This is a genomic window from Ketobacter sp., from assembly GCF_003671495.1.
GTDB lineage: Bacteria > Pseudomonadota > Gammaproteobacteria > Pseudomonadales > Ketobacteraceae > Ketobacter.
Genome location: NZ_RCHN01000022.1, coordinates 136,728 through 162,452, shown reverse-complemented (window position 1 = coordinate 162,452; position 25,725 = coordinate 136,728). Strand labels below are relative to the sequence as shown.

26 protein-coding genes are annotated in these 25,725 nt (G+C 54.4%); 11 read left to right on the top strand and 15 right to left on the bottom strand.

Going from position 1 to position 25,725, the window contains the following annotated elements; translation table 11 throughout:
- Positions 1-48 precede the first annotated feature (48 nt).
- The 5 genes from D9N14_RS11870 to D9N14_RS11850 all read right to left on the bottom strand — a co-directional run bounded on the left by D9N14_RS11870 (position 49) and on the right by D9N14_RS11850 (position 4,742).
- Positions 49-1,266, bottom strand: a complete 1,218-nt coding sequence (locus D9N14_RS11870; protein WP_290579873.1) for a cation:proton antiporter — start codon at positions 1,264-1,266, stop codon at positions 49-51.
- Positions 1,267-1,294: 28 nt separating this feature from the next.
- Positions 1,295-2,386: an AI-2E family transporter gene (locus D9N14_RS11865; RefSeq protein ID WP_290579871.1), complete on the bottom strand. Its 1,092-nt coding sequence runs from the start codon at positions 2,384-2,386 to the stop codon at positions 1,295-1,297.
- A 43-nt stretch (positions 2,387-2,429) separates the two neighbouring features.
- Positions 2,430-2,714: a hypothetical protein gene (locus D9N14_RS11860; RefSeq protein WP_290579869.1), complete on the bottom strand. Its 285-nt coding sequence runs from the start codon at positions 2,712-2,714 to the stop codon at positions 2,430-2,432.
- Between the two features lie 84 nt (positions 2,715-2,798).
- The gene (ppk2, locus tag D9N14_RS11855) at positions 2,799-3,695 is read right to left on the bottom strand and encodes a polyphosphate kinase 2 (protein WP_290579867.1); all 897 of its coding nucleotides are present in this window, start codon (positions 3,693-3,695) and stop codon (positions 2,799-2,801) included.
- A 114-nt stretch (positions 3,696-3,809) separates the two neighbouring features.
- Positions 3,810-4,742 carry a hypothetical protein gene (locus D9N14_RS11850; protein ID WP_290579865.1) on the bottom strand — a complete coding sequence of 311 codons (933 nt, stop codon included), beginning with the start codon at positions 4,740-4,742 and terminating at the stop codon, positions 3,810-3,812.
- Between the two features lie 219 nt (positions 4,743-4,961).
- Between D9N14_RS11850 and gltS the strand changes: the two genes are divergently transcribed.
- Positions 4,962-6,179, top strand: a complete 1,218-nt coding sequence (gene gltS, locus D9N14_RS11845; protein ID WP_290579905.1) for a sodium/glutamate symporter — start codon at positions 4,962-4,964, stop codon at positions 6,177-6,179.
- A 139-nt stretch (positions 6,180-6,318) separates the two neighbouring features.
- A complete protein-coding gene (locus D9N14_RS11840) occupies positions 6,319-7,332 on the top strand; it encodes an HAD family hydrolase (protein ID WP_290579863.1) in 1,014 nt (337 codons plus the stop codon).
- Between the two features lie 2 nt (positions 7,333-7,334).
- On the opposite strand, the gene D9N14_RS11835 is transcribed toward D9N14_RS11840, so the two are convergent.
- The 6 genes from D9N14_RS11835 to D9N14_RS11810 form a co-directional block, all read right to left on the bottom strand.
- Complete coding sequence (locus tag D9N14_RS11835) at positions 7,335-8,117, bottom strand: spirocyclase AveC family protein (protein ID WP_290579861.1); 783 nt, start codon at positions 8,115-8,117, stop codon at positions 7,335-7,337.
- A complete protein-coding gene (locus tag D9N14_RS11830) occupies positions 8,114-8,236 on the bottom strand; it encodes a hypothetical protein (protein ID WP_290579859.1) in 123 nt (40 codons plus the stop codon). Before D9N14_RS11830 ends, D9N14_RS11835 begins: the two co-directional genes overlap by 4 nt.
- A gap of 69 nt (positions 8,237-8,305) precedes the next feature.
- Positions 8,306-9,115 (bottom strand): CbbQ/NirQ/NorQ/GpvN family protein, encoded by an 810-nt coding sequence (locus D9N14_RS11825; protein ID WP_290579857.1) that lies wholly within the window; start codon positions 9,113-9,115, stop codon positions 8,306-8,308.
- A gap of 24 nt (positions 9,116-9,139) precedes the next feature.
- Positions 9,140-10,438, bottom strand: coding sequence for a nitric oxide reductase activation protein NorD (locus tag D9N14_RS11820; protein WP_290579855.1), 1,299 nt, complete (start codon positions 10,436-10,438; stop codon positions 9,140-9,142).
- Between the two features lie 433 nt (positions 10,439-10,871).
- Entirely contained in the window at positions 10,872-11,765 is an 894-nt protein-coding gene (locus D9N14_RS11815) for an SDR family oxidoreductase (RefSeq protein ID WP_290579853.1), read from the bottom strand.
- A 2-nt stretch (positions 11,766-11,767) separates the two neighbouring features.
- Entirely contained in the window at positions 11,768-12,877 is a 1,110-nt protein-coding gene (locus tag D9N14_RS11810) for a spirocyclase AveC family protein (RefSeq protein ID WP_290579851.1), read from the bottom strand.
- A 508-nt stretch (positions 12,878-13,385) separates the two neighbouring features.
- Here D9N14_RS11810 and D9N14_RS11805 point away from each other — a divergent pair.
- The 6 genes from D9N14_RS11805 to D9N14_RS11780 all read left to right on the top strand — a co-directional run bounded on the left by D9N14_RS11805 (position 13,386) and on the right by D9N14_RS11780 (position 19,693).
- The gene (locus D9N14_RS11805) at positions 13,386-14,087 is read left to right on the top strand and encodes a hypothetical protein (protein ID WP_290579849.1); all 702 of its coding nucleotides are present in this window, start codon (positions 13,386-13,388) and stop codon (positions 14,085-14,087) included.
- A gap of 26 nt (positions 14,088-14,113) precedes the next feature.
- Entirely contained in the window at positions 14,114-14,530 is a 417-nt protein-coding gene (locus D9N14_RS11800) for a hypothetical protein (RefSeq protein WP_290579847.1), read from the top strand.
- 55 nt (positions 14,531-14,585) lie between these two features.
- Complete coding sequence (locus D9N14_RS11795; RefSeq protein ID WP_290579845.1) at positions 14,586-15,833, top strand: cytochrome P450; 1,248 nt, start codon at positions 14,586-14,588, stop codon at positions 15,831-15,833.
- Positions 15,834-15,881: 48 nt separating this feature from the next.
- Positions 15,882-16,196, top strand: a complete 315-nt coding sequence (locus tag D9N14_RS11790) for a hypothetical protein (protein ID WP_290579843.1) — start codon at positions 15,882-15,884, stop codon at positions 16,194-16,196.
- A 93-nt stretch (positions 16,197-16,289) separates the two neighbouring features.
- Positions 16,290-18,065 carry an OmpP1/FadL family transporter gene (locus D9N14_RS11785; protein ID WP_290579841.1) on the top strand — a complete coding sequence of 592 codons (1,776 nt, stop codon included), beginning with the start codon at positions 16,290-16,292 and terminating at the stop codon, positions 18,063-18,065.
- 197 nt (positions 18,066-18,262) lie between these two features.
- Complete coding sequence (locus tag D9N14_RS11780) at positions 18,263-19,693, top strand: hypothetical protein (protein ID WP_290579839.1); 1,431 nt, start codon at positions 18,263-18,265, stop codon at positions 19,691-19,693.
- A 28-nt stretch (positions 19,694-19,721) separates the two neighbouring features.
- Here the strand turns inward: D9N14_RS11780 and gorA are convergent, their stop codons facing one another.
- From gorA to D9N14_RS11765, 3 genes are all read right to left on the bottom strand, one after another.
- Positions 19,722-21,077, bottom strand: coding sequence for a glutathione-disulfide reductase (gene gorA / locus D9N14_RS11775; RefSeq protein WP_290579837.1), 1,356 nt, complete (start codon positions 21,075-21,077; stop codon positions 19,722-19,724).
- A 116-nt stretch (positions 21,078-21,193) separates the two neighbouring features.
- Positions 21,194-21,829, bottom strand: coding sequence for an OmpA family protein (locus tag D9N14_RS11770; RefSeq protein ID WP_290579835.1), 636 nt, complete (start codon positions 21,827-21,829; stop codon positions 21,194-21,196).
- A 137-nt stretch (positions 21,830-21,966) separates the two neighbouring features.
- The gene (locus tag D9N14_RS11765; RefSeq protein WP_290579833.1) at positions 21,967-22,116 is read right to left on the bottom strand and encodes a hypothetical protein; all 150 of its coding nucleotides are present in this window, start codon (positions 22,114-22,116) and stop codon (positions 21,967-21,969) included.
- 261 nt (positions 22,117-22,377) lie between these two features.
- Here D9N14_RS11765 and D9N14_RS11760 point away from each other — a divergent pair, with 261 nt between their 5' ends.
- Genes D9N14_RS11760 through D9N14_RS11750 form a run of 3 tightly spaced genes read left to right on the top strand, consistent with a single transcriptional unit; the run spans position 22,378 to position 24,499 of the window.
- On the top strand, positions 22,378-23,403 hold the full coding sequence (locus D9N14_RS11760) for an NAD-dependent epimerase/dehydratase family protein (protein WP_290579831.1): 1,026 nt from the start codon (positions 22,378-22,380) through the stop codon (positions 23,401-23,403).
- A gap of 56 nt (positions 23,404-23,459) precedes the next feature.
- Positions 23,460-23,795, top strand: a complete 336-nt coding sequence (locus tag D9N14_RS11755; protein WP_290579829.1) for a CidA/LrgA family protein — start codon at positions 23,460-23,462, stop codon at positions 23,793-23,795.
- Positions 23,792-24,499, top strand: coding sequence for an LrgB family protein (locus D9N14_RS11750; protein WP_290579827.1), 708 nt, complete (start codon positions 23,792-23,794; stop codon positions 24,497-24,499). Before D9N14_RS11755 ends, D9N14_RS11750 begins: the two co-directional genes overlap by 4 nt.
- Here the strand turns inward: D9N14_RS11750 and D9N14_RS11745 are convergent.
- Complete coding sequence (locus tag D9N14_RS11745; protein WP_290579825.1) at positions 24,496-25,689, bottom strand: MORN repeat-containing protein; 1,194 nt, start codon at positions 25,687-25,689, stop codon at positions 24,496-24,498. The two genes, D9N14_RS11750 and D9N14_RS11745, sit on opposite strands and share 4 nt — an antisense overlap.
- Positions 25,690-25,725: the final 36 nt, after the last annotated feature.

The window sequence follows — 25,725 nt, the reverse complement described above, 5'->3', positions numbered from 1 at the left end:
TGCTTTGGCCCCACGGTTATTACTTGTTGGCAGCAAGTGCTCATAGGTTCAGGCTTTCACCTTGGAGCGTCGGCGTGCATAACCCCGAGCCCAGGGGTTGGCCGTAATGCCGTGGGCCAGGATGCTGAGAACAATTGTACAGGAGGCGGTGGCAACCAAAGGTCCGGTGTCCGGCATGCCACTGTTGACGATGAGCACCATGAACACAATACTGGCCAGCCCCCTGGGACCAAACCAGCCCAGGAACAATTTGCCCTCCGTATCCACACCGCTGCCCCACAGCGAAACGAATACCGGGACCATGCGAATCACCGTGAGGCTCAATATTGAATACAACAGAATGAGCCAGGTGAGATGTTCCACCAGTTGCCCCACCACTGCCGAGCCGAACAACACCCAGGTCACCAGTGCCAGCGCGTCACTGGCACCTTCTGACGAGACCAATACCTCTTCATGCATCACTTTGGCGTGCTTGTGACCCATGAAGGCCACCAGAAGGCCCCCCGCAAATGCCGCGATGAAACCACTGCCACCCAGATACTGTGCCAGGGAGAAACAGGTGATGGCCAGCGCGGCCACTGACAGTTGCATCCAGGTTTTGGTTGACCAGCCGCGCACCTGCGCCGAGCGGAACAGTTTGACGGCGATCCAGGTAACCCCAAGGCCCACCGCCAGGCCAATTCCGATTTCTTCCACTAACAGTTTGACCACCAAGCCTAAAGGTTGTGCTTCTCCCGATGCCCCATGGGCCAACTCCAGAAACGCCAACAGTATAGGCACGCAGATGCCATCATTGAGACCACTTTCCACGTTCAGGCTTTCCCGGATTTCACTGGGAATGGCTTTGTTGCTGACCACAGCCTTGCCCAGTGCCGCATCGGTGGGCGCCAGCATCGTGGCCAGCAGCGCCAACAGCAGGATGGGCTGATCCTCGATCAACAACACCGCGACCCCCACACCCAACAGGATGGTAAGAGGGAGCCCGATCAACAGCATTCTGGCGGGGATCCCACCGAACCGTTTTAGAATCCTGACATCCGCACCGGCCGCATCGGTGAACAGCACCACCGCCAGGGTGACTTCCGCCAGACTGCAGATAACGTCTCCATCAATCTCCATACTGTGCAGATCGAAGACCATCGGACCAATCAACAACCCGAATGCGGTAAAAATAATGGGGCCGCTTACCCGGGTGCGCTCAACACCTCCGGCCACCAGGCTGTAGACCAGAAGAAAGCCACCAATCAAGGTGAGGTTTTCATACATATCCTGTTTTCGCTTTTTTTGTATGAGTTTAAGGTTGTTGATCTGGTTGTTGATTGGCGGGCACAGGCAAACCTTCCTGCAGCCAGCCCATAAGCACCTGATACCCTATGGCCAAAACGGCTGCACCCACGAACATACCCTGTACGCCAGAGGTAATCATTCCCCCCAGCGCACCCAGCAGAATGACAGGCATCGGCGCATCAACACCACGACTGAGAAACACCGGTTTCAGGAAGTTATCGATCAGCCCGGCCAACAGCAACAAAATGGTAATGGCGATGGCATTAATATGCCCAAATTCTCCACCCAACCAAACCCAGGCCACCAGGGGCAACGTCACCAATGACACCGGCAGTTGAATAATGGCCAGAACCAACGCCACAATGGAGAGCACCCCTGCACCGGGGATGCCGAAGGCCAATGCGGTGGTTCCGATCATCAATGCCTGCAGCGCGGCCACACCGATCACGCCCAACGCCACGGCACGGATAGTGGTGGTGGCCAGATTCAAGAACCGCGCGCCCCGTTCAGTGCCAGCCACCCGCTCGGCCAGGGAGCGGCCCAATGAAGAGGCGCTGCTGCCAAACACCATCATGATGGCAGCAACGATGAATGAAACAAAAAACATCAGGATACCGCTGCCCAGATCCGCAACGTAGGACAATGCACTGCGGGTAAGCTCGCCAATCTTGGGCTGCATTTGGTGAATCAGCGCCGGCAGGTCTGAGGATGCCAGCACCCAGGCATCAAACAGTTTTTCACCCAGCAGGGGGAGCGTTTTCAGCTGCTCGGGGGGCATGGGAATATGAAGGGAATTGCTCCGCACATTATCGATGAGCCAGACGATGGAATCCGCCAGTGAGCTGGATAAGAGGGCAACCGGCACCCCGACCAACCCAAATGTGACCAGCACCATCAAGCCGGCAGCCCAACCGTGTCGCCCCCCCAACGCTCTGGAAATACGTTGATGGAGGGGATACAACACCGTTGCCAGGATCATGGACCACACCAACAACCCCCAGAACGGAGATAAGATCCGGTAACACAGCCCCGCCAGGATCAGAATCAGGCCCACACTCACAATAAAATCAATGGGACGTTTCGAGTCGTAATTAAGCATGGGATAGCGGCTCCGATAAAGCGCCCGAATACTGGGTGTGGATCTATTTCTTGGCCTTCTGATTCTCCAGGGCTTTTGCGGTTATCTTCTCATAGAGTTCCACCAGCTTGACCGCCACATCCTGATACTCCGGGTATTTGCTGATGTGCTGCCGGTTGTCACTGGCTTCCTTCATGGCGTTTTCCAGATAGCTGATCTCCAGATCCGCCAGCACTTCGCCCTTTTCCACGTTCTCCAGAATCTCCAACAATCTGGGTATACGTTGGGATTCCAGCCGTTGTAGCAATGCCAGTATGGTGCCCTGCTCGTCTTTGCTGTGTTCATTCATCGCGGCTTTCCTTATTCGTCATGATTCGACATGGGTGAACGGTGAGTGGTTAGGGATCTATCGGTACATCAAAATGGCCAGGAATCAGTACTTCTCCGGGACCCAACGAAACGGGTATTTGATCTCTTTATATCGCCCGATCTTACGTTTGGGAAGCTTTAGCTCTTTGCTGGGCAGTGATTCATAGGGTATGTGGTCCAATATGTGACGGATGACATTCAAACGTACCTGCTTCTTGTTCTCAGAGCGGGCCACGAACCAGGGCGCCCAGGCGGTGTCGGTGGCCTGGAACATCTCATCCCGGGCTTTGGAATAATCATCCCAACAGTCGAAGGATTTCAAATCCATCGGTGAGAGCTTCCAGATCTTGCGACCGTCGTCGATCCTATCACGCAACCGCCGTTCCTGCTCCTCGGGGCTGACTTCCAGCCAGTACTTTAACAGGATAATGCCAGAATCCACCATGGCACGCTCCACCAGGGGCACCGCCTCCAGGAATTTGACAGCCTGCTCTTCTGTGCAAAACCCCATTACCCGTTCAACGCCTGCCCGGTTATACCAGCTACGGTCAAAGATCACCACCTCCCCTGCCGACGGAAAGTGCTGTATGTAACGCTGCATATACATCTGGGTTTTTTCTTTTTCTGTGGGCACAGGTAGCGCCACCACCCGGAACACCCGGGGGCTCACCCGTTCAGTAATGGCCTTGATGGTGCCCCCTTTGCCAGCACCATCGCGACCCTCAAACACAATGGCTACCTTCAGGCCCTTATCTTTCACCCAAAGCTGCAGTTTGACCAGTTCCTCGTGCAGGCCACGCAGCGCCTTCAGGTATGCTTTGCGGCTGAGGGGGGATGCAGTATCACTTTTCTTTTGGCGCTTTTTGGATTTGCTTTTGCGTTTGGCGCCTGCTTCAACTTTTGTTACAGCATCAGGCCCATGTTCATGATTTTCATGATCGCTGTTGTCTTGATCGCTCATTCCCATTCCCCAACCACCTCCTCAACCCTCAACCCTCAACCACATCCCTTACCCAGACTCTTTACGGGGGTGCTTTGTTGAGTAGACTCCCCATACACAGTGCTACATTCTGCGCTACCTGAGTTCAGCAATGCAATCAGTGGGTATGCTGACCAGCTGGATCGCCCATTGAGCCCCCTGGGCATCATGCAATAACTGCACCGGTACGGCCCGAGCCTTGGGGTGACTTGCATCACGCAGGTATTGCATAGGGTCGATGTAAAGGGTTTCCGGGTTACAAAAAAGATGCTGATCAGAGGCCAGCAACGTTCGGCCAATCAATTCAAGGTGTTGATGCAGAACCGTATCCTCAGCCCCGATGTCACTCAACTCCGCTTCCACCTGCGCCATGCGTTCCTGGATCTTTTGTTTTTCAGGCCCCAGTGGACCCTGCAATGGTTTACCACTACTGCGATTAAGGATATCAAGCTTGGCCTTTAATAGTTGCTTGCGGGATTTCAACCCGGTGCGCAGGGTCTGAGCCTCAGTCACGGCGTTGAGCGCTGTCACCAAAATGTAATCAAAAGCCCGCCATTTCAAAATGCGGCGGGTTTCCACCTCATCCCTGGCCAACCCCACCAGTCGATGGTCATCAAAACTGATCACCGTCAGGGGAACGTCACTCATCATTTTGCCTTCGATCAGGTCATGGCCGAAAATGTGACGGCGGGACGGTTTAGCCATCAACAGCGCAAACACCGAGCCCTCAGTTACCCCCTCAGCGGAAAGAAAATCCCGCAGGGCCACGTCCCATCGCAAACAATCCAGCAGGCTGTCACCGGAGGAAAACATGACGTTCAGAGATAACGCTGTGGCATGGTTTGCCGGTGTCATGGGTATGGGGGCGGCCAGGGCATCCACCAGCCCGATCACATGATCCATGGCATGCAGCACCGCGGGACGCAGTTGTTTTCCGTAGTGACCCAGGATACGCACACGGGGATCAGTGGCGTCCACCGTCCGTTCCACCGCCTTCTTGATCAGCTGCTCCGGGTAGCTGGAGGACATGTGTTTCTCACCGGGAAAAATACGTTCAAACAGTTTGAGCATCGGAAGCCGACCATGGCAGCGAGTATCAGGTGGTGTGAGTAGTCAACGATTATCACCGATCCCGGCCCGCATGCAAATAGCCTCGTTTTGCCAGTGTTGTTAACGCAACCTGGATCATGCACAATCGCGGATATCAACCCTACCCATCTGCATTGCTGGAGATCTTCCGTGGTCCAAATGGTCGAAGATTCGCTTCAGGTCGGCTCGTTCATTACGTTCACCATCGGCATACTGGTTCTCTTTATTGGCAAGCGCGTCAACGAAAAAGTCAGGTTTCTGCGGGAGTTCAGCATTCCCGAACCGGTCAGCGGTGGTCTGTTCTTTTCATTGCTGACCGGCATAGTGTATTACTTCTTCGACATTTCCATCACGTTTGAACTGCAGGCGCGGGACTTGCTTCTGGTTTATTTCTTTACCACCATCGGCATCAATGCCAGCCTGGCGGATCTGCTGAAAGGGGGCAAGCCGCTCATCATCCTGTTAACCGCCACCATTGGTTTTATGGTTTTGCAGGACATCACCGGCGTTACCGTAGCACGCTTGCTGGGGGAGCCGGGGCCGGTGGGCTTAATCGGCGGCACGGTGTCGTTGATCGGCGGCCACGGCACCGCCATTGCCTGGGCACCCAAAATCAGCGAAGGGTACGGGATCGCCAACGCAATGGAGATTGGGCTGGCCTGCGCCACGTTCGGTCTTATCCTGGCCAGCTTGATGGGGGGACCCATCGCCAAATTCCTCATCCATCGTCATAACCTTAAGCCGGTACACGCCGAGCCACTGGACGTAGGCACTGCACAAAGCGGAACCCAGCCCACCATCACTTCATTCCAGTTTTTGGACAGCATACTGGCCATTCATGTGTGCATTGTGCTGGGTCTGTTCCTGAATGAGCTGCTGCAACAAACCGGTTTGGAGCTGCCCTTATTCGTCACCTGCCTGTTCGCAGGCATTCTGATCACTAACCTGGTGCCCACCTCGTTTCCGCGTCTGACCGGGATGCCCTGGCCCACCCGTACACCCACCATGGCACTGATAGCGGATATATCACTGGGTACGTTCCTGGCCATGTCACTGATGAGCATGCAACTCTGGACCCTGGTGGAAATGGCGGGCCCCATCGTGGCAATTCTGAGTGCACAGCTGATTCTGGCACTGGTGATCAATCTGTTTGTGATCTTTCCATTAATGGGGCGCAATTATGATGCCGCGGTGGTGTGCGCGGGCTTTGGTGGTATTGCGTTGGGTTCAACCCCCACCGCTATGGCCAATATGTCGGCGGTCACCACCCGTTACGGCGCCTCACATCTGGCATTCATCATCGTCCCCCTGGTATGTGCATTCTTCATCGATCTGGTGAATGCGATGTTGATTCCCTCGTTCCTGAAGTTGTTTTGAGGTAGAGTGGTTCCAATATCAATGAGGCCAACATAGGCGTGCCAACCTCCCGGTTTGTCATCTAACATGTACAATGCCGGTATAGGGTAATACATAGTCGAATGGCCAGAAGGAAAAAAGGTAACAGGAGAATTGAATCATGATCATCACATCAACATTGGCACGCATACATCTCATTGCCATCCTGATCGTAATGTCCACTTTCGCCTGGGCTTCAGACCCCCTGCCCTCCTGGAAAGACGGCCAGACCAAAACACGCATCCTTCAATTTGTTGCAACTGTCACTGATCAAAACTCCGAACATTTCGTGCCCCCTGCAGAGCGGATTGCAACGTTCGATAACGACGGTACACTTTGGTCCGAACAACCCGTCTATACTCAGTTAAGTTTTGCCCTGGACCGTGTTAAAACGTTGGCGCCACAACATCCTGAGTGGAAAAGCCAACAACCATTCAAGGCTGCTCTTGAAAACGACATGAAAACATTGTCAGCCAGTGGTGAAAAGGGCTTGCTGGAGTTGGTGATGGCTTCACATTCCGGCATGAGTACCGATACCTTCACCACCCTCGTACTGGAATGGTTTCAACAAGCGCAGCACCCTCGGTTCAACCGCCCCTATACCGAAACAGCCTACCAGCCCATGCTGGAGTTATTGGCATACTTACGGAACAATGAATTCAAGACTTACATCGTGTCCGGTGGTGGAATAGAGTTCATGCGTCCAATTTCGGAATCGCTGTACGGGATACCACCAGAGCAAGTCATCGGTTCCTCCATCAAGACACGCTATGAAGTAAAGAATGGAAACCCGGTTCTGACACGATTAGGGGAAATCGGCTTTATCAATGACAAAGCAGGCAAGCCGGTGGCCATCAATGAGCACATCGGCCGTCGTCCAATAGCAGCATTCGGCAACTCAGACGGTGACCAGCAGATGCTTGAGTGGACCGGTGCAAGTCAGGGTGCCCGCCTTATGATGCTGGTCTTTCACGATGACAAAGAGCGTGAATACGCCTATGGCCCAGCCAACGGTCTCCCCGCCAGCAGTTCCGGCCACTTTTCCCAGAACCTGATGGACAAGGCGAAAAAGAACAATTGGACGGTCATCAGTATGAAGGACGACTGGAAAACAGTGTTCCCCGCCAATAACTAATCCTATAACGGCTGATTGGGTATACCCTCAAACAACTGTTCGGTCGGCCCCACCGTGACCAGCCCCATCAATTTGGTAATGAGATGGGGCGCAAACACGGAAAGGTAGACCAGGTGTCCAATTACGATGAACGCACCGATTGACAGCAGGGCGGCACCTGCCGGGCTCTGTGCTCGTTGATCCGCCCAGATCTCCACCAGGCTGCGACCCTGACTGTCCAAGCGACCCAACAAATAAGTGAACACCATCATCTGTACACCCATCGCCAGGGAATCATACAGGGGGTACTGATGCCGGGTTCCCTCCCACAATGCCAGACCTTGAATAACACGCCCATAGTAGAATACGCCGAGTTGCGCACCCAACAACGCATTGAACAGAAACGCCCAGGTGAAACCCACCACCAGACCCGTTACCAACAAGGTTTGCGGTGCCCTGAGCTGCCAACGCGAACTGATGTATCGCCCCAGGAAGGCACCTGTCAACGCTGGCAGCACAAAATAAGCAATATAGCCCGGAGGCACCGCTGCCGGTAGCCCACCCCACGTCATGTTTAAGGGCCACCACTCCGGCATCCGGGGTATGGCGGGAGGAAACTGGGCATACACGGCCCAATCATAGGGCGCTTCAATCCAGGAGAAGGATATCGCAGAAATACACACCAGCAGCAAGGGGTGAATGCGTCGATTGCGAATACTCAAATACACACCCAGAGACACAAACAACGCGCCTCCCAGGTAGGCGAAGTTTATCGCCGCTTTCAAAACGGGGGTCAGTTCATTCATGGGTTCTGTTTATCCTCAGCATACCCATGTTGACGCGCCTGGGGATCAAACTTGAGCACCAATCCAAAGATAATCACAATCAATCCGAATAACGTTCCCAGCATAATCAGTGCACCCATTAACGCCTCCTTTGTCTTCTACCAAAAGCCCAACAAATCCCATCAATGTGAATGGAGGTTGAAGGTCCATCAGGAAAGATACACCTCAACCATTTTTGCCAGGCCATTACTTACCTGCACATCATCCGTAAGCGGACAGGCGATGGCCGCCTGGGCTGCCTCTTTCAGTGACAGCCCCTGTACCGCTAACAATCCAGCAGCAATCAAAACCCGGGTGGACGCCACCTCCCGCAAACCACCGGTTTCGATCCGACGAATGGCCTGGGCAAGTTTCACAAGTTTCTGCGCTTGTTCCGGGTCCAGCCCGGACTCCTCCACAACAATTCTCTGCTCCACCTCCGGCTGTGGGTAATCAAACTCAATGGCCACCATCCGCTGTCGCGTTGAATCCTTTAGGTCCTTCAATACACTTTGATAGCCGGGGTTATAGGAAACCACCAAACAAAACCCTGGCGCGGCGTCCAGGGTCAGCCCAAGACGCTCAATGGGCAGCTGGCGGCGATAGTCCGACAGCGGATGCAACACAACCGTGGTGTCTTTTCTTGCTTCGACCACTTCATCCAGGTAACAAATAGCACCTTCACGCACGGCACGGGTCAGTGGCCCATCCACCCATTCTGTAGCGCCATCCTTCATCAGGAAGCGACCCACCAGGTCCGCAGTGGTCAGATCATCGTGGCAGGATACAGTGATCAGAGGTCTGCCCAGTTCACTGGCCATGGCCTCGACGAAGCGGGTCTTACCACAACCGGTTGGGCCCTTTAATAAAATGGACAGCCCCTGCTGATAGGCGGCCCTAAACACGGCTTTCTCATTTTTCACCGGCACATAAAAAGGAAATGAAGTATGCTGCTCAAAATTACGGTTGGTCATATTCATATTGGGAAACCTGTTCTTTGGTATTCAAGCTATTTGCCTCTGGATTTCAGCATTCATCAGTGCTGTTTCAAACAGCGGCCCGATGCAACGGCTGATGTCCTGCGGATGTGGAATGACGGCATAGGCTGCACTGCCGAACACTTGCTGCAGGGCTTCCACCTCAGTCATCGAACCCACACCTAGGCACACACAGCCGACACCATGGGTGCGGGCTTCGCCCAAGGCTTGATGCACGTCTGCAGCGGCATAGACCGGTTCATAGCCATGGTCATAGGCCAAGCCATCTGAGATCACCAGCAACAGTTTGCGGGGTGTTCCACCCTGTTCGAGTAACTGTGACACTCCATGACGTACGGCGGCGCCCAGTCGCGAGTACGCGCCCGGTTTCAGGCTGAACAAACGCTTCATCACCGTGCTGCCAAGCACTTCATCAAAGCGCTTCACCGCTGCCAAATGCACCTCTGACTTACCCTGGGAGTGAAACCCGTACAGTGCCACGCGATCCCCCACCTCATGCAATGCCCGCAGCAGGCTGGCGGCCACCTTTCTTTGCTGTTCATGGATCGCAACGCCATCCACACCCGGTTGCGCTACCGAGCCTGAAATATCCAGCAAAATAAGCACTGACAGATCCCGTCGACGGCGTTGCGATTCCAGGTAGACAGCCTCATCCTGCGGGAGGCCGGCACCTACTCCCAGTTGCGACTCGATTACGGCATCAATGTCGATATCATCCCCCTGGCGTTGACGAGGATGGCGCATCATCCCCCTCGCCAATCGCAGCAAAGGCCGTCGCAGTTGGTGCTGTTGCGCCCATTCCACGGTGACTGAATGATCCAGGGTGACGTCGAGCTCTTGAACCGTACACCAAGCTGGATGATAGCGATGCCGGTGGCAATTCCATTCCGGGTAAAGCAACCCGCCTCCTGTCCTTACCCCACCATCGGACTCACTGCTGGAGGTATGTCGCAGTGTATCGATATCGAGAACCGAGTACACGGCCCGGGTACCTGCCCGAGTGCCTGAACGGGTCCAATGACTCGCCGCATCCGCTCCCGGGGAATCCCCACCTTTCACATCCCGAACCATGGAAAACAATCTCTGCAACAGCCTGCCGATAGCACCACCGCCCCCAACCGGACTGGAGAAGTCGTGATCCGTCTCTGCAGTTCGATCGTATTCCTCTTCCCGATCAGGATCGTCCATCAACTCAGTCGTGGGCGTCGACGGAGCAGACCGCGGAACGTGCACACCCGCGGAGATCGCGCCGCCGTGCTGCTGCAATGTCTTGAGCACCTGTTTGGGGCGAATCGCACCAAACACGTCAGGGACGGGTGGAAGCTCTCGTTTACTGGTTGCAATGGCCAACGAGCCCCAGACAGAGTCCGATTCCGGGATCGCAAGATCTCCACACAAAGACCTCATAGAGCAAGGCGAAATCAACTCGATTTGGGAAAGCGCTCTTGCGCCCTCCACCACAAGATACCGCTGCGTAAGGCCCGGTTTGCGTAGCAGCTTCTTCATCACCTCATGATGCAGACTGCCAGCCGCCAACAATGCACACTGCACGCACAATTCCTGCAACAGAGGGGCGCCCATCCTCCCGGATCGAAGATAGAGTGTACGGCCATCCGTCCAGGCAGCATCAGAGGGATACTTGTCCTCCAACCTGTTTTGCATCAGTTGCTGCAGTTGTATCGGCCTTCCTGCCAACGCCGAAGCCAGCAAACCGAGTTCATCGAGCTTGTCCATCGACTTAAACGCGGCCTATGGAACTCGGATCTTTAAGCGCATTGCGGCGGGGCAGCTTCATGGCTTTTGCAATGATCTTGTGTACCAGATTGCCCGGCAGTAGGCGCGCCATGAAATACAATCCTGCTGCGTCCGGACCCACAGTGCGCCTGCGTATGGGGGCATCGTCCTCAACGGCAGCCGCCAGCGCCTGGGCAAACTTCTCCGGTGGTGATGCGTTCTTGTCAACGAACTCCCGTCCAGTGGTATGAATGCCTTCATAGACTTTGGCGTATGGCCCGTGATGATCTCCGTAGTCCGGGGTTTGTTCCGTGAGTATTTCGGTTTTGAACGTACCCGTAACTAAAATGGTGACGCCAAGACCAAAGGGCGCAATCTCGTGGGACATGGACTCCGCCCAACGCTCCAAGGCACCTTTCGAGGCAGAGTACGTACTGATGCCGGGCATGCCCCGGATACCCCCCTGACTGGAAATCACAACGATTCGACCCTGACCCTTTTCCCGCATGGCCGGTAACAAAGCCTTGGTGAGCTCCACCGGCCCAAACAGATTGGTGGCAAACAGTTGTTGCCAGGCGGCCATGGGCGTTTCCTCCGCACTGCCAGCCGCCGCCAAACCGGCATTGTGTACAATCACATCCGGAGCGCCCACCTGTTGCAGTATCAACTGTGCCGCATTGGCAATGGACTCCGAATCCGCAAGATCCAGTTTTACGCCAATCAACCGAGGATCGTGCTTGTCTGAACTTCCGTTTGAGCCGGTCACCGAACGCAAGCGCTCCATGCCCGATTCCACCGAACGCATGGCCGCAATCACCTTCCATCCTTTATGATAAAAGTGTGCTGCGGACGCCAATCCCAAACCTCGCGATGCACCGGTAATCACTATACTTCGCATGATCAGCCCTCCCCCACGCAACCAGGATTCACATTCAATGGATTGGATGCCGGCCGGCCTTCAGGCTGCCCTGTCATCCAGGTGCTCCAGTAACCGTCGAAATACGGTCCGGGTTCGCCCTCCCGTTCATAGAATCCCTGGGGATCATAGACTTTGGCTTCGGGAAAAGGGTAAGGGCAAGCCACGGCGGTGGCCAGGCCGGAAGCACGAATGAGTCCAAACGCTCCACCGTACATGAAGTATGCGACGTTCAATACGCCGAACATCAGCAGGAACGTGGCGAGTGTGGGTCGTGAACGCAGGAAGTTCAGTTTCTGCGCCAGCTTTTCTGCCACCGATCGCCCAGTGTCATCCCGGTAACACAGTACGCCGGCCGGGATCATGACAAAGGTGACGAACGTGGATTCCCAGATCAGTGGAAACTGGAACGTGGTGCCGGCGAACAGCGACCCCCAGGGAATCACTTGGGAGTATATGTACAGTCCCGTTCGCACCAGGGTAACCTCCAGCATCATATCCATGATAAAGCCGATCACCAGAATCAACCCAGCCAGACTCCACAGAGGGTGCCGCCATACAAACGCCTCCATAGGACGCTTAGCCTGCATCCGGCGTAATATCCACACGGCGGGAAAATAGGGCCCGAAGTAAAACATGCAATAGCCAATGACAATAAACGGCTCCACCGTAGGTGACAGGCTGACATAGGGCCACCACTCAGGCAGATGCCAGAGTTCCGGGTTATACACCGCATAAGGTGCCCAGTTCATGATGGGGTCCTGCCAGACGATGGCCGTTGACGCGATGGCCATCAGCACACTGGGGTTGCCCGGGTTGCGGCGCCATGACACCACACACAGCACAATGACCACCAACATGGCAATCACCGTGAAATAGTTTGCCCAATCCACCCAGTGAGGGTAGCCAAAGAGAAACTCCACCGGACGCGGCACGCCGGTGACCTCAGGATTTGCCACTCGCTCCGAGGTTAAACCGGTGCGAAAGAAAGGCGCCACCAATAATGCGCAGACCGCCATTCCAATGCACCACAACCAGGTCACTTGGGCACTTTTTGGGTTTGCCACCGCTAGGGTGCCGCTGTTTCCGGCCATGCTTTTCTCCTCCTTATTATTGTTTTGATACCGCAGCCCGGCAGATTAAGTGGCTACGATGACTACCGTATTGGCCGGATCTTCACACAGTTTATACTTACCCGCAAGTATATTTTTTACTTGCGCGACAGTTAGAATGATCGTAGAGTGAATCCATATCCAATCGACACACACCCTCTAACGAGGGGGAGATCAAGGAGCAAAGCATGTGGGAATTGATCTGGACTGAGATGGTCCGCCTGGGGTTGGCGTTCGGAGCAATCGGACTGGTGATCTGGTTCTGGTACTGGCTGATGGATTCGCTGGGTACGTTCTGAAAATAACAATTTGAAATTAACAATTGAGAATAAAAATGAAGGTAGTTGAGCATGGGTAAAAATGTCATCTCACAACAAGACCGCCGCCGAAAAAAGGCACTCATCGTATTTCAAACCTTACTGTATTCGTATTTGCTGGGATTATTCCTGTTCCAGTTGCACCTGTATTCATTGAGTGATTGGTAAAACCTATGGCATCTGCAACCGGATTTGGCGTTTACGACGCGCATCAGGACGACAGCAAGCAAGCACAATGGCGTGCCGATAAATGGATGATCGCCGGCACACTGTTAATGGGGACGGGTGTTCTTGGGATCTTTGGTCTTCCCCTCTTCTTCTATGGTTTGAACCTACAGATTCAGGCGGGTAAGGCTGGATTGTCTGTGCGGCCATTAATTGTGACATTAATCGGCTATCTCGTGATTATCGATTCCTCCCTCAACAGCCTGGGCTGGGCCATGGACTTGTTCGCCAATCACTCCCTGATCAACCGGGTGTTAACGGCCGGTTGGGGAGCGGTGTTCGATGGGGGTTATTTCTGGCACTACAACGAGCTGATGGTGGGCCCCTACGCCGTGGGCGGTGCCGGTGCGCCAGGAGAAAAAGGCTGGGAGATCTCCCTTATCCTGGCGTGTTTCTGCCCGCGCCTGGCAGCAGCAATCGGGTTGTTGCAGATGAAACGCTGGGGCCAACAATGGTTGATCGTCACTTGCTGGATGGGCCTGATCGTATGGATTGGTTACAACCTTAACATGACCTTCTATGCCGACGTCCGCTACGCGAACATCACCTTTCCTGTGTGGGGATGGTGGGTGTACGACATTTTCTATATCACCCCGTTTCTGTCGTTGCCATACCTTCATACCGTGAACCGAGAAATTTTCTCAGACTGAAGACACACGACGTCAGGAAGCACATCATGAACTCAGACGACAATAAAAATTTGCCATTGGGTACCACAGAACACTTCTCCAACATGCATAACTGGTTGAAACGGGCGTTGTTCGTCTGCCTGGTGGCCTTGGTGTTGGAGGCCTCCTTCAGTTTACCGGGTTTGCTGATCTGGTTCGGGTGGCCCACGCTCTCCATCACTGAGGTGTGCGATGAACTGATGAAGGTGCGCTGGTCCGATGACCGTGCGGAGTGTCTGGTACCCCACCCCTTGTACGGTGCTAACGAAGGTTCAGGCCGAACTTTGGGTGCTGACGGCACGGCCCAGGACGAGTGGGGCATTCAACCACGCCCAGAGTACAAACGGATTGGCTTTCGCGACCTGGTGAGATTCCGGGATGAACGCTTACTGCGGGAAGCGGCGGCACCGGAATATCTTCCCTGAGCTGACAGCCAGAATACAACGTAAGACTCCCCAGAGTTTAAACAGAGGACCCACTATGGAAAACCCGTATATCGGCAAGATGAAACGCCCCGATCACGTACCGGAGAATTTGGTCTTCGAATTCGACTACAACAACGATCCAGGTTACTGCAGTGACCCCCATACCCGCGCCGCAGAGCTGTTGCTTGAGGCCCCCGCCATGTTCTGGACTCCGTACAACGGCGGGCATTGGATGTTCATGTCCCACGACGCAGTAACCGCTGCGTTGACCGACTTTAAAACATTCTCCAGCGAACATTTTTCACCGGAAGCCTTTGACGCCATGATGGCAGAGCTGCCGGAGGAGGACCGTATCCCGGCACCCGTGCCCATCTGTATCGACCCGCCACTGCACACCAAACTGAGAGCGCCGTTATTTGCCACGTTTTCCCCGAAATCGGTGGCCGCAATGGAAGCTAAAATACGCGAACTGGCAGAACGCCTGGTGCATGGGATTGCAGAACAGGGGCACTGTGAATTTCAACACGATATTGCTGATGTCTACCCTGTTGAAATTTTTCTCTCCATGTTTGGCTTGCCGGTGGAAAAAGAACGGGAGTATCGGGAACTGGCGAAGCAGCATTTGTCCGTAATATCCCCGGACCTGTCCGAGAACATGTTGATGATGAAAGCCATTGCCGATGTCCTGCGGGAGACCATTACTGACCGTAAAGCCCATCCCAAAGATGACATCATCAGCATGCTCTGGTCGCTGGAGTTAGAGGGGGAGCCAATGAACCTCGACCTGATGCGCAGCTACTGCGTCATTCTGTTCATCGCCGGCCTGGATACAGTGGTAAACGCGCTGGGTTTCGGTGTCCGTCACCTGGCCAGCGACACCCAATTGCAGCAGGAGCTACGCGAATGCCCTGATCTGATTCCCAAGGCGGTGGAGGAATTACTACGCCGATATGCCTTCGTCGCCCCCATCCGCATGGTGAAAGCGGACACAGAGTTCCAGGGCATCAAGTTGGCTCAGGGAGAACGCATCATGATGTTCATTCCCGGGGCCAGCATCGACGAAGCGGTCTACTCAAGTGCACAGGAATTTGACATCCGGCGGGACAAACTGAGCCATCTGGCATTCGGTGCCGGGCCTCATCATTGTCTTGGAGCCCACCTGGCCAGAATGGAACTGCGCGTGATGTACGAAACGCTGTTGAAAACGTTGCCCGAATTCCGTCTGGACCCGAACCAACCACCTGCGTTCCACGGCAGCATCATCGCCGGGCCCACCCGTATCAACCTGGTATGGAACACTTAATGTGTGCCCGCTGAATCAAAACAACAAAATAATCACCCGGAGAACCACATGGAACACACAGCCCCCATCGACGGTAAATGGAGTGTCATCATCCACGGCCCCACCGGCCCCCAAGAGACAACGTTAGAACTGAAGACCGTGGACGGTGTACTCACCGGCACACAATCCGCCATGGGCCAGGTCGAAACGGCCACCGACCTGAGCTTTGATCCAACCAATGGCGAACTGGCCTGGGTCAACAAAATCAAGAAACCATTGCCCATCACACTGAAATTCCAGGGCGTGGTGGAAGGCAATAATATCAGCGGTAAAGTCAACGCGGCGATCATGGGGTCCTTTCCATTCACCGCCGTGCGCGCCTGACCCAGCTACCCGCAGAACATCCTGGGCCTCAACCGGGGCCCAACCTATAACAAAAACAAGATGACTGCCAATAACACTACGAAGGCCCATACGATGCTTGCTTTCAATCCCAAACCCCGGCTTGCCCCAGTGCAGGTTTATGCGCTGGCGTGGGGCGTTGGAATTGCATTGGTATTGCAATCCACACCCACCAGAGCCTCGTTCACTGACAGCATCACCATCGGCAATCCCAAGGCTTTATCCCTTGGGCATGCAGTCACTGCTGATCCACCGGACATCGATTCCATCCACTTTAATCCGGCCGGACTTAGCCGCCTCAAGGGCCGGCAGATGTTCATCAAAGGTATTGTGGGCCTGTTTTCCACGGAAATGGAATTGGGTGGCTACGGCGATTACATGAGTGACATGATCGACGACTATCGCGAGCAGCACCGGGCTTTCGAGGATGAAAACGGAGACCTGTTATACGGTAGAAGTCCATGGGATGAATACGTTTACAACGAGACCTTGTTCACCAAAAGCCGATCCGAGGGTGGCCCCACCCTGATGTTACCCGGCGGCATGGTGGATATGCCCATTGGGGCCGGCATGGCGGGAGGCGCTACCTACAACCCACCCGGCAGCCGTTTCACCTTTGGCACCAACGTCTACGCACCCATGATGAACGGTATGCACGTGGCCAAGGATGACCCGGGAAGATTCGCCCAGGAGCGGGCGGCATTCACCCTGATCACGTATTTTTCCCCCACGGTGGCGTACGAAGTGTCCGATGAATTGTCCGTGGGTCTCTCTATAAATTTTAACTATTCCGGGATGGGCCTGGAACTGCCCATTCATGAGCCCCATGTGGCGATTTTCTTTTTGGGGTCACCCTTCATTCAGGGCACATTCTGCAACTCCGATGGCACACCCAAACAGGTCGGCGACAACAACCTTGGCCTGAATCCGGAATGGGTGGTGGACGTCTGCACTGAGGTTCCACCCTTTACCACCTTTGGCAAACTGTCGTTCGAAGTAGACCAGAACCTGGTGCTGGGTTACAACCTCGGATTGTTGTGGCAGCCCAAACCCTGGCTCACACTTGGCCTATCCTATAACTCTGCCATCGATGTGGAAATGGATGGGGAATTCGCCTTTCCCATCTACGATCCGTTTAAAACATTTCTGTACAATTTTCACAGCAGTGATGTACTGGAAGCTGTTGGCTCACTCATTGGTAACTTCGGGCTTCAGTTACCCACTGCTGAAGAAATCCAAAACGATGCCGAGGGTCCGCTCACCGTTTCCTACGAAATTCCTCAACGCTGGAACGCCGGGCTTAGCATCCAGTTAACCCCAAAATGGAAGTGGAACATCGACGCACGCTGGACAGAGTGGTCCGCCTTCAGTCAGATCTATCTTGAATTCGGCATGGACGTACCTTTACTAAAATGGGGCAACATTGCCGACCTGGTGGGAACCGGTGAAAAAAACGGCATCACCCCAAACTCTGTCGACTATCAAATCAGTTTGCGCGACGTCGCGTACTGGGGAACCGGTGTGGAATATCAGTATAACGAACACCTGGTCATTCGCGCCGGATTCGAAGACCGGCCATCCGCTGTTCCCGAAGATGCACCCAATGCACTGATCCCCCTGAACGATTCCAAATTAATTTCCTTTGGGTTTGGCCTGGACCTGGAAGAAGATCGCCACATTGATTTCGCCATAGGCCACCTGAAATCAAAAACCGATTTTCCCGCCTGCTCCGCACAACTGGGTAATGGGTGCGATCCTGCCAATGTGGTGTACCCCTCCTATGCCGGTCAGGATATAAAAACCAAAGTGGAAGTGCTGTTGTTTGAAATCGGATTTCAGCAACATTTCTGAGGCACAGAAACACTCATGCGTCAGTACTACCACTCAGAATCCAGACCTGTTCACTATGTTGAACAACAAAAAGCTTTTCTAAACCGTGCATTCAATTTACCTTGTGATATCACGCAGCCTTTCCACACTTTGATAACCGTATTTGGTTAACACCCACGTTAGGAAAATGTCTGCTCACAATAACAAGGAGAAGCAGAATGTCCCCAATAGAAAAGCCCTTCCGTGTAGTGCAATGGACCACTGGAAAAGTGGCCAGTGAAGCCGCCAAAACCATTTTGGAACGACCAGAACTGGAGCTGGTGGGGGCCTACGCCTTCAGTGAAGAAAAGCACGGGCAGGATCTGGGTGATCTGTTGAAACTGGGTAGAAAACTGAACATCACCGCCACCCATAACATCGATGAACTGATCGCATTAAAACCCGATTGCGTTGCCTATATGCCCCTGCACCCCAACATTGAGCATATGGAAACGTTGCTGCGGGCCGGCATCAACATTGCGACCACGGCCAGTTTTATGACCGGCTATGCCTATGGAGATGCTGACCGTGCCCGACTGGAAGCCGCAGCACAAGCCGGCCAGGCCAGTCTGTTCGGCAGCGGCATCAATCCAGGCTGGGTGGACAATCTGACTGCCGCGGCGGCGGGACTGTGCAAGGAAGTCAATCAGATCCGAATTCTGGAATCGTTCAACATCGGGCTTTGGGCCGGGGACGCCAATCAGGATGGACTGGGTTGGGGGCGCCCGGCCAACGATCCTGGCCATGCTGACGCCATTCGCCAAGCCACCCTGCCCTTTGGCGATGCAGTGGAAACCATTGCGGCCATGTTCGACTTCCCCCTGGATGAAGTGCGTTGTGATGTTAGCTTCGCCCATGCCAGCGAAGACCTGGACGTGCCCGGCCGTACGGTTAAAGCCGGAACCGTGGCAGGCATCATGGCCAAATGGCTCGGCATCGCTGACGACATGACGGTCATTGATGCCACCGTGCAATGGAGTGTAGGTGATGAACTCGATCCGCCCTGGGACATCGCCATGGCGTACCTGATTGAGGTGGAGGGTACTCCGCAAATCAACCTGCGGGTCGAAGTTTTGCCGGATTTAACCTTGCCGGAGGAAGAGCTGATGACCATCGGCTTTATGTTCCCCGCCAACCCTGTGGTCAATGCCATTCCCGCCGTGGTGATGGCACCGGCCGGTATTGTTACCTACGCCGACCTGAAGCCCATCACCTCACGGATGGTGCCCAAACCCATTCCGCCCCGGGAGCCGCGCCTGAAAGTAGATGACCCCGAACCTGCAATGGCAGTAGCGCCATCTTCGTCGGGGAATTCCGTGGAGGGCACATGGCATGTCACCATCAAGGCACCCACCGGGAACCAGGAAACTCAATTGGTAATTCAACAGGAAGGGGATACGATCGTTGGCGTGCAAAAGGGCCAGAGCATGGATTCACCGATCCACGACGCAGCCCTCAATGGCAACCAGATCCAATGGATCAATCACGTCAGCAAACCGTTCAAACTCAAAGTGAAGTTCAACGGCACCGTTGACGGTAATCGGATGACCGGAAAATGCAAAGCCGGCATTATGGGCACTTACCCCTTTACGGCCATCCGACAAAGCTGAAGTGCATGACTTCTGCACCACTCTACCTTCATCCCACCGGTGTGCGCATGGTGACAAACTCTTCCGCCGCGGTGGGATGGATGCCTATGGTCTGGTCGAACTGCGCTTTGGTGGCCCCCATACCCACGGCGATTCCAATGCCCTGGATAATCTCTCCGGCATCCGGCCCCACCATGTGAGCGCCCAACACACGGTCACTGTCTGCATCCACAATCAGCTTCATCAGTGTTCGCTCTTTCACTTGCGCAAAGCTGTATTTCATTGGCGCAAATTCGGATTTAAAAACCTGCACAGCATAACCTTGCTCACGGGCAGCCTCTTCGGTTAAACCGACAGTGCCAATCGGTGGCTGGGTAAAGACCGCCGTGGGAATGGCGTCGTACTTCACTGGCTGGCGCCCGTCGCCAAACAGGTGATGGGCCAGATACATGCCTTCAGCCAGGGCCACCGGCGTCAATTGCACCCGGTCAGTCACATCGCCCAGGGCGAATATCGAGGGTTCCGCCGTGCGGTAGTGCTCGTCCACCAACACTGCTCCCTTGGCATTGAGTTCCACCCCGGTGGATTCCAGGCCCAACCCTTCCACCTTGGGAACACGGCCCGTGGCATACAGAACCAGATCATAGGCTTCCACCTGCCCTGCTCCATCAGCAACGTGAAAGCGGCCGTCACCGGCGGGGTCAATGCGTTTCACCTGATGGTTGAATCTCAGGTCCATACCTTTCTTCAGCAGTTCGGCCTTCAAGTGCTGGCGAACATCCCCGTCAAAGCCGCGCAAAAACAGCTCGTTGCGGTAACTGAGCACCGTATCCACACCCAGGTTGTGAAAGATGCAGGCCAACTCAATGGCGATGTAACCACCGCCCACCACCAGCACCCTGCCCGGCAGCGCATCCAGATCAAAAAACTCGTTGGAGGTGATGGCATGCTCAATACCCGGCAGATCGGGCTTATAAGGCCACCCACCGGTCGCGATCAGAATATGCTGGGCCGTATAGGTTTTTCCGCCGACCTCCACCTGATGCGGACCACGCACCACCGCGCGGCCATCCAGAACCTCCACCCCGGCATTACTGAGCAGGTTACGATAGATGCCGTTCAGGCGGGTGATCTCCTTCACCTTGTTTTCCCTCAGGGTGGCCCAATCAAATCCCCTGGTGTCCACATCCCAGCCGTAGGTTGCCGCCAGTTCCAGTTCTTCTTTGACATGGGAACCATACACATAGAGCTTTTTGGGAACACACCCCACATTGACGCAGGTTCCCCCCATATAACGCTCTTCTGCAACCGCGACCCGGGCACCCAACCCAGCCGATATACGCGCACAACGCACGCCACCGGACCCGGCTCCTATGACAAACAAGTCGTAATCAAACTCTGTCACTGCAACACTCCTAAACTATTCGAACCTCATAGTAATGTACTGTACTGACAGGTGAGGGGAAGTTTTGTTTCAAAAAAAAAGGGAGCCGATGGGCTCCCTCTTTCGATGAAAGTGGATCAGTTCTGATTCAGGATCTGAATTTCCACCCGCCGATTGGCTGCCCGACCTTCTGGAGTGGCGTTGGAAGCCACCGGATAACGGGGGCCGTAGCCGTTGGAATGCAGGCGACTGGACGCCACACCCTGGCTCGCCAGGTAGCTCTTCACGCTCTCGGCGCGACGCTCGGACAATTGCTGATTATGTTCAAAGCTGCCGGTGCTGTCGGTATGGCCGGTCACCTGGATAGCGGTCTTGCTGTACTCCTTCAGGACGATGGCCACACTGTCCAGCGTATCGTAAAAGCTGGGGAGCAATTGGTACTGGTTAGTGGGGAAACTCACGTTACCTGGCATATTCAGCTGAATGCCGCCGTTCTCCAGGCGTGTTACGCTGACACCGGTACCCTGCAGCTTTTCCCGCAGAATTTTTTCCTGATAATCGAAGTAATAGCCTGCACCGCCACCCAATGCGGCACCAATGGCAGCACCTTTGGCCCGATCTTTCTTACTGGAGACGGCCGCGCCCACCACTGCACCGGCCGCAGCGCCGATGGCCGTATTACTGACTTTCTGCTCCCCGGTATAGGGATCGATGGCACAACCTGAGATTGAAATGGCCCCTAGAACGGAAGCCACAACCAACGCCTTCTTCATTAAATTCTCCTGACAACCCACTGTATTGGTTTTACGAAATGATGCCGTATTCTAACTGAATGGGGACTTAACAAAAAAGGCAACAAAAAAGGCGAAGTGTGAAATTCTTCGCCTTTAGAAAGAGTATCTGCCGACTTTCACGAAGTCTCGCGTCGGTCATCCCCGCTGCGACGTTCAGCGTTGGCTTTCGCCTGCTCTTCCGTTTCGTCCTTACGACGATCACGGCCTTTACGTTCTTCGAGGAAGTTTTCGATTTTGTTGTAGATCTCTTTTGATTTCGGATCCATAACTGCCACTCCTGAAAAATGGTCCTGGTTAATACTCATTGCGCTCTCCCATTACGCAAATTTCCATAAACAATAGCTAGTATAGTCCGCCCTTAAACTTCATGTATGCGTTCGTCATCTTTTCTTAGATCGTTTTGTAATATTCTTAATAACCTGAGAGCTTATAAAGTGTGACGTTTATCACATTTTTTCTGCTTTTTGCGGTGACAGATTGATTTAGTGGTACCATTGTTCCACTTTTAGAGCCTAAATCGTCAACAAATGAGACAGATTCTTATAACCGGGGCATTCGGATTCGTCGGCAGCCGTCTAGCGGCTCACTTTTTGGATAAGGGCTGGCAGGTTCGGCTCTTCGACCTCCCTGACCACCCACGCAAAGCGGAACTGATGCCGTGGCTCAGGGCATTCGGCACGCCACGCCTGATCGAAGGGGACATTTGCGATCCGTCTGCGCTGGATACCGCCATCGACGGCTGCGACGAAGTCGTTCATGGGGCCGCGTTGCTGAACTCCATTGCGCCAAAAGCCGTGTTCGAGCGGGTGAATGTCACCGGCACCCAAACGGTCGCTGAAGCCTGTATCAGGATGAACGTGAAACATCTCACCCTGATCAGCACATCGGACGTTTTCGGAATCCCCCGCCCTGAGCAGATCCTGAATGAGGAGAGCCCATACCAGCCCTGGGCGGAGCCCTATGCCGACACCAAGATCGAAGCTGCCCGCCTGGTGCGCGACTTGAGGAAGAAAGGCGATCTTAAGGCATCAATCGTGTATCCGGGTTGGGTCTATGGACCCGGTGACCGCCAATTTTTCCCCGCTGTGATGGACATGGTCCGCAGCGGCACCGTCTTCACCTGGCATCGCTCCCAGCCCATGGAGATCTACCTGGTGTATATCGATGACCTGATTCGCGGCGTCGATCAGATCATCAACACGCCCGCCAGCCACAATCGTGATTACCTGTTGCTGGATGCCAACAGTGGGATGACACCGATGGATTTGTTCTCCACCATCGCTGATTTTCAGGGGCGCACCATCCGGCAAGTGCACCTGCCCTACTCCCTGATGATGTTTTTGGCCAAGGTTACCCAACAGGGCGCCCGCTATCGCTTACTGCCTGCGCCACTGCTTTCCAGTACGGATGTGAAAGCGTTCGGCAACCGGTTCCGTTTCTCCACAGCGAGAGCCGCCCGGGAGTTGGGCTGGACTCCAGCTATAAGTGCAGAGGAAGGCGTGCAGCGCGCCTTGCAATGGCAATCAGACAACCCGCCGCAAAGGGACTTGTGATACCCTTAGGCCAGTTTTTTCTGAGATAACAGGCCGAGTCCATGCTGGTTGGATTGTTGTACTTATTCTTGTTTCAGTTGTTCGGGCATGCCACCGTTGTACTGCTCGGGTTACCCATTCCCTCTCCGGTGATGGGATTGGTTTACCTGTTCGGGTTTCTGCTCATAAAAGGCCACATTCCGGAGCCACTGCAGCAAGTGGCTTCCGTATTGTTGCCATTACTGCCCCTGTTTCTGATTCCCGCCAGTGCCGGCATCGTGGAACACGGCGAGCTGCTCAAGGATGATGCCCTTGCCATCGCCCTGGCGATACTGGTCAGTCTGATCGTCTCCATTCTGGTGACACCCTACTTGTTTATGTTTTTTGCGCGACTGTTCCGAAAGACACTATGAATCAATTGTTTTCTGTCATCATCCAGTTCCCACTGTTCGGTGTACTCATCACCGTGGCCGCTTTCTATCTTGGACAGAGGCTGTATCTGAAGAGTCATCGCCATCCGGTATTGCAACCGGTGGTAATCGGCATGGCCGTGGTCATTGGAACAGTGATCATGCTGCAGGTACCCTACGAGTCCTACTACGAATCGTCCTATCTGTTGCATGCGATGCTCGGGCCTGCCACTGTGGCCCTGGCCATTCCCCTGTTCCAGAATGCCAAACGCATTCGTACCCTGTTGCTGCCGATATTTCTCACGGTACTGGTGGGTGGCGCGCTGACCGTCAGCATGGCCGCGGGAATCTTGTGGATACTGGGAGCCAACCTGGACACCATGCTGTCCATGCCCACTAAATCCATCACCACCCCCATTGCCATGATTGTCACGGAACAGATTGGGGGTATTCCTGCGTTGGCAGCCATGTTCGTGTTACTGACCGGCGCACTTGGGGCCATGATCGGCATCCCCCTGATGAACCGGATGGGCATTCAGGATCAGGGGGTGAAGGGGTTTACCATGGGGTTGACGGCCCATGCGCTGGGAACAGCACGGGCCCTGGAGGAAGGAGAGGAATGTGGAGCCTTTTCGGCGCTGGCCATGAGCATTACCGGCGTCATGACCGCATTATTGCTGCCCTTTGTAGTGGCCTGGCTGCACTAACTCTTATCGCGGTTTTTTACAAGAAACTCCAGATGCTCGTTACCCTTGACCTCTTTGGGTGGAGAGGACTTGGCTTCAAACTGGCCACCATAAATTTTATACAGCTTGTTGGATTCGGTATGGGACAGCTGAGGAATACTGAACACGCCCTGGATTTCGCCATCATCGTCCGCCTTGATTTCCAGCCGGGCAACAATGTCATCCGGTAGTTCAATCGGGCTGCCATCCAGCGACGACGCCATGATCTCGCCTTTACGTAAGTGATACACCCCGGGGCCGGTATAGCGATTGACGATCAGATACAGGAATTGGTCATCGTCTTCGCTGCGAATGCGTAACTGCGTTTCCAGCAGGGCAACGGTCTTCTCCCACCAGACGTTATCCGTGGTCACATAGTAACGTGCTTTGGTGAACTCATCCTGCAGATGGTAGGCAATGCCGCCCTTGAACTCATACTTCGGCTGGTGCTTTTCGTAGTATGCCTTGGCCAGTTCCAGTTTGGACTTGTCACGGATTTCACGGCCTTTGTCGAACAGGCAAACGTGAATGACACCACCTTCCTGGTTGCACTCGCCCACGCCGTGTTTCAACCCGCGGGAGAAGGTACCGCGATAGCTGCTGCCATCCGCTTCTGTCTTGATGCCGTGACCATGGGGTTTGTTGTTCTTGTAGTCGCCAATGTAGCGCTCACCATTACGATAGGTCATCAGGCCTTTGCCTTCCTTCTCATCATCGCTCCAGTAACCTTCGTAGACAGAACCACTGCGATAATAGAGTTTACCTTTGCCATGGCGCAGCCCTTGCTGCCAACCACCTACGTAACGGTTGCCGTTTTGATATTCGATCACACCCCGGCCGTTGGTGAGGCCTTTGTCCCAGCCACCGGTATAGACATCACCGTTCTGGAATTTATAGGTGCCCACGCCCTGCATATAACCATTACGGAATTCGCCCGTGTAGACATCACCGTTCAGGCGTTGATACACGCCTTTACCATGCGGCTTATTATGCAACCACATGCCGGTATAAGTGTCGCCATTGGAAAACTTCCAGCTTTCGCCGGCCAGCATTAACTCGGGGATGGTTTCCTTGAAAACGATCTCAGTGACGACTTCAGTGACAGCGGCGTAGGACTGTGAAGCGGCGAGCAATGACCATAAAACGATACATCGTATACTGCGAAAAAGCACCGGTACCCCCCTGGGGTCTTGACAAATCAATTTCGA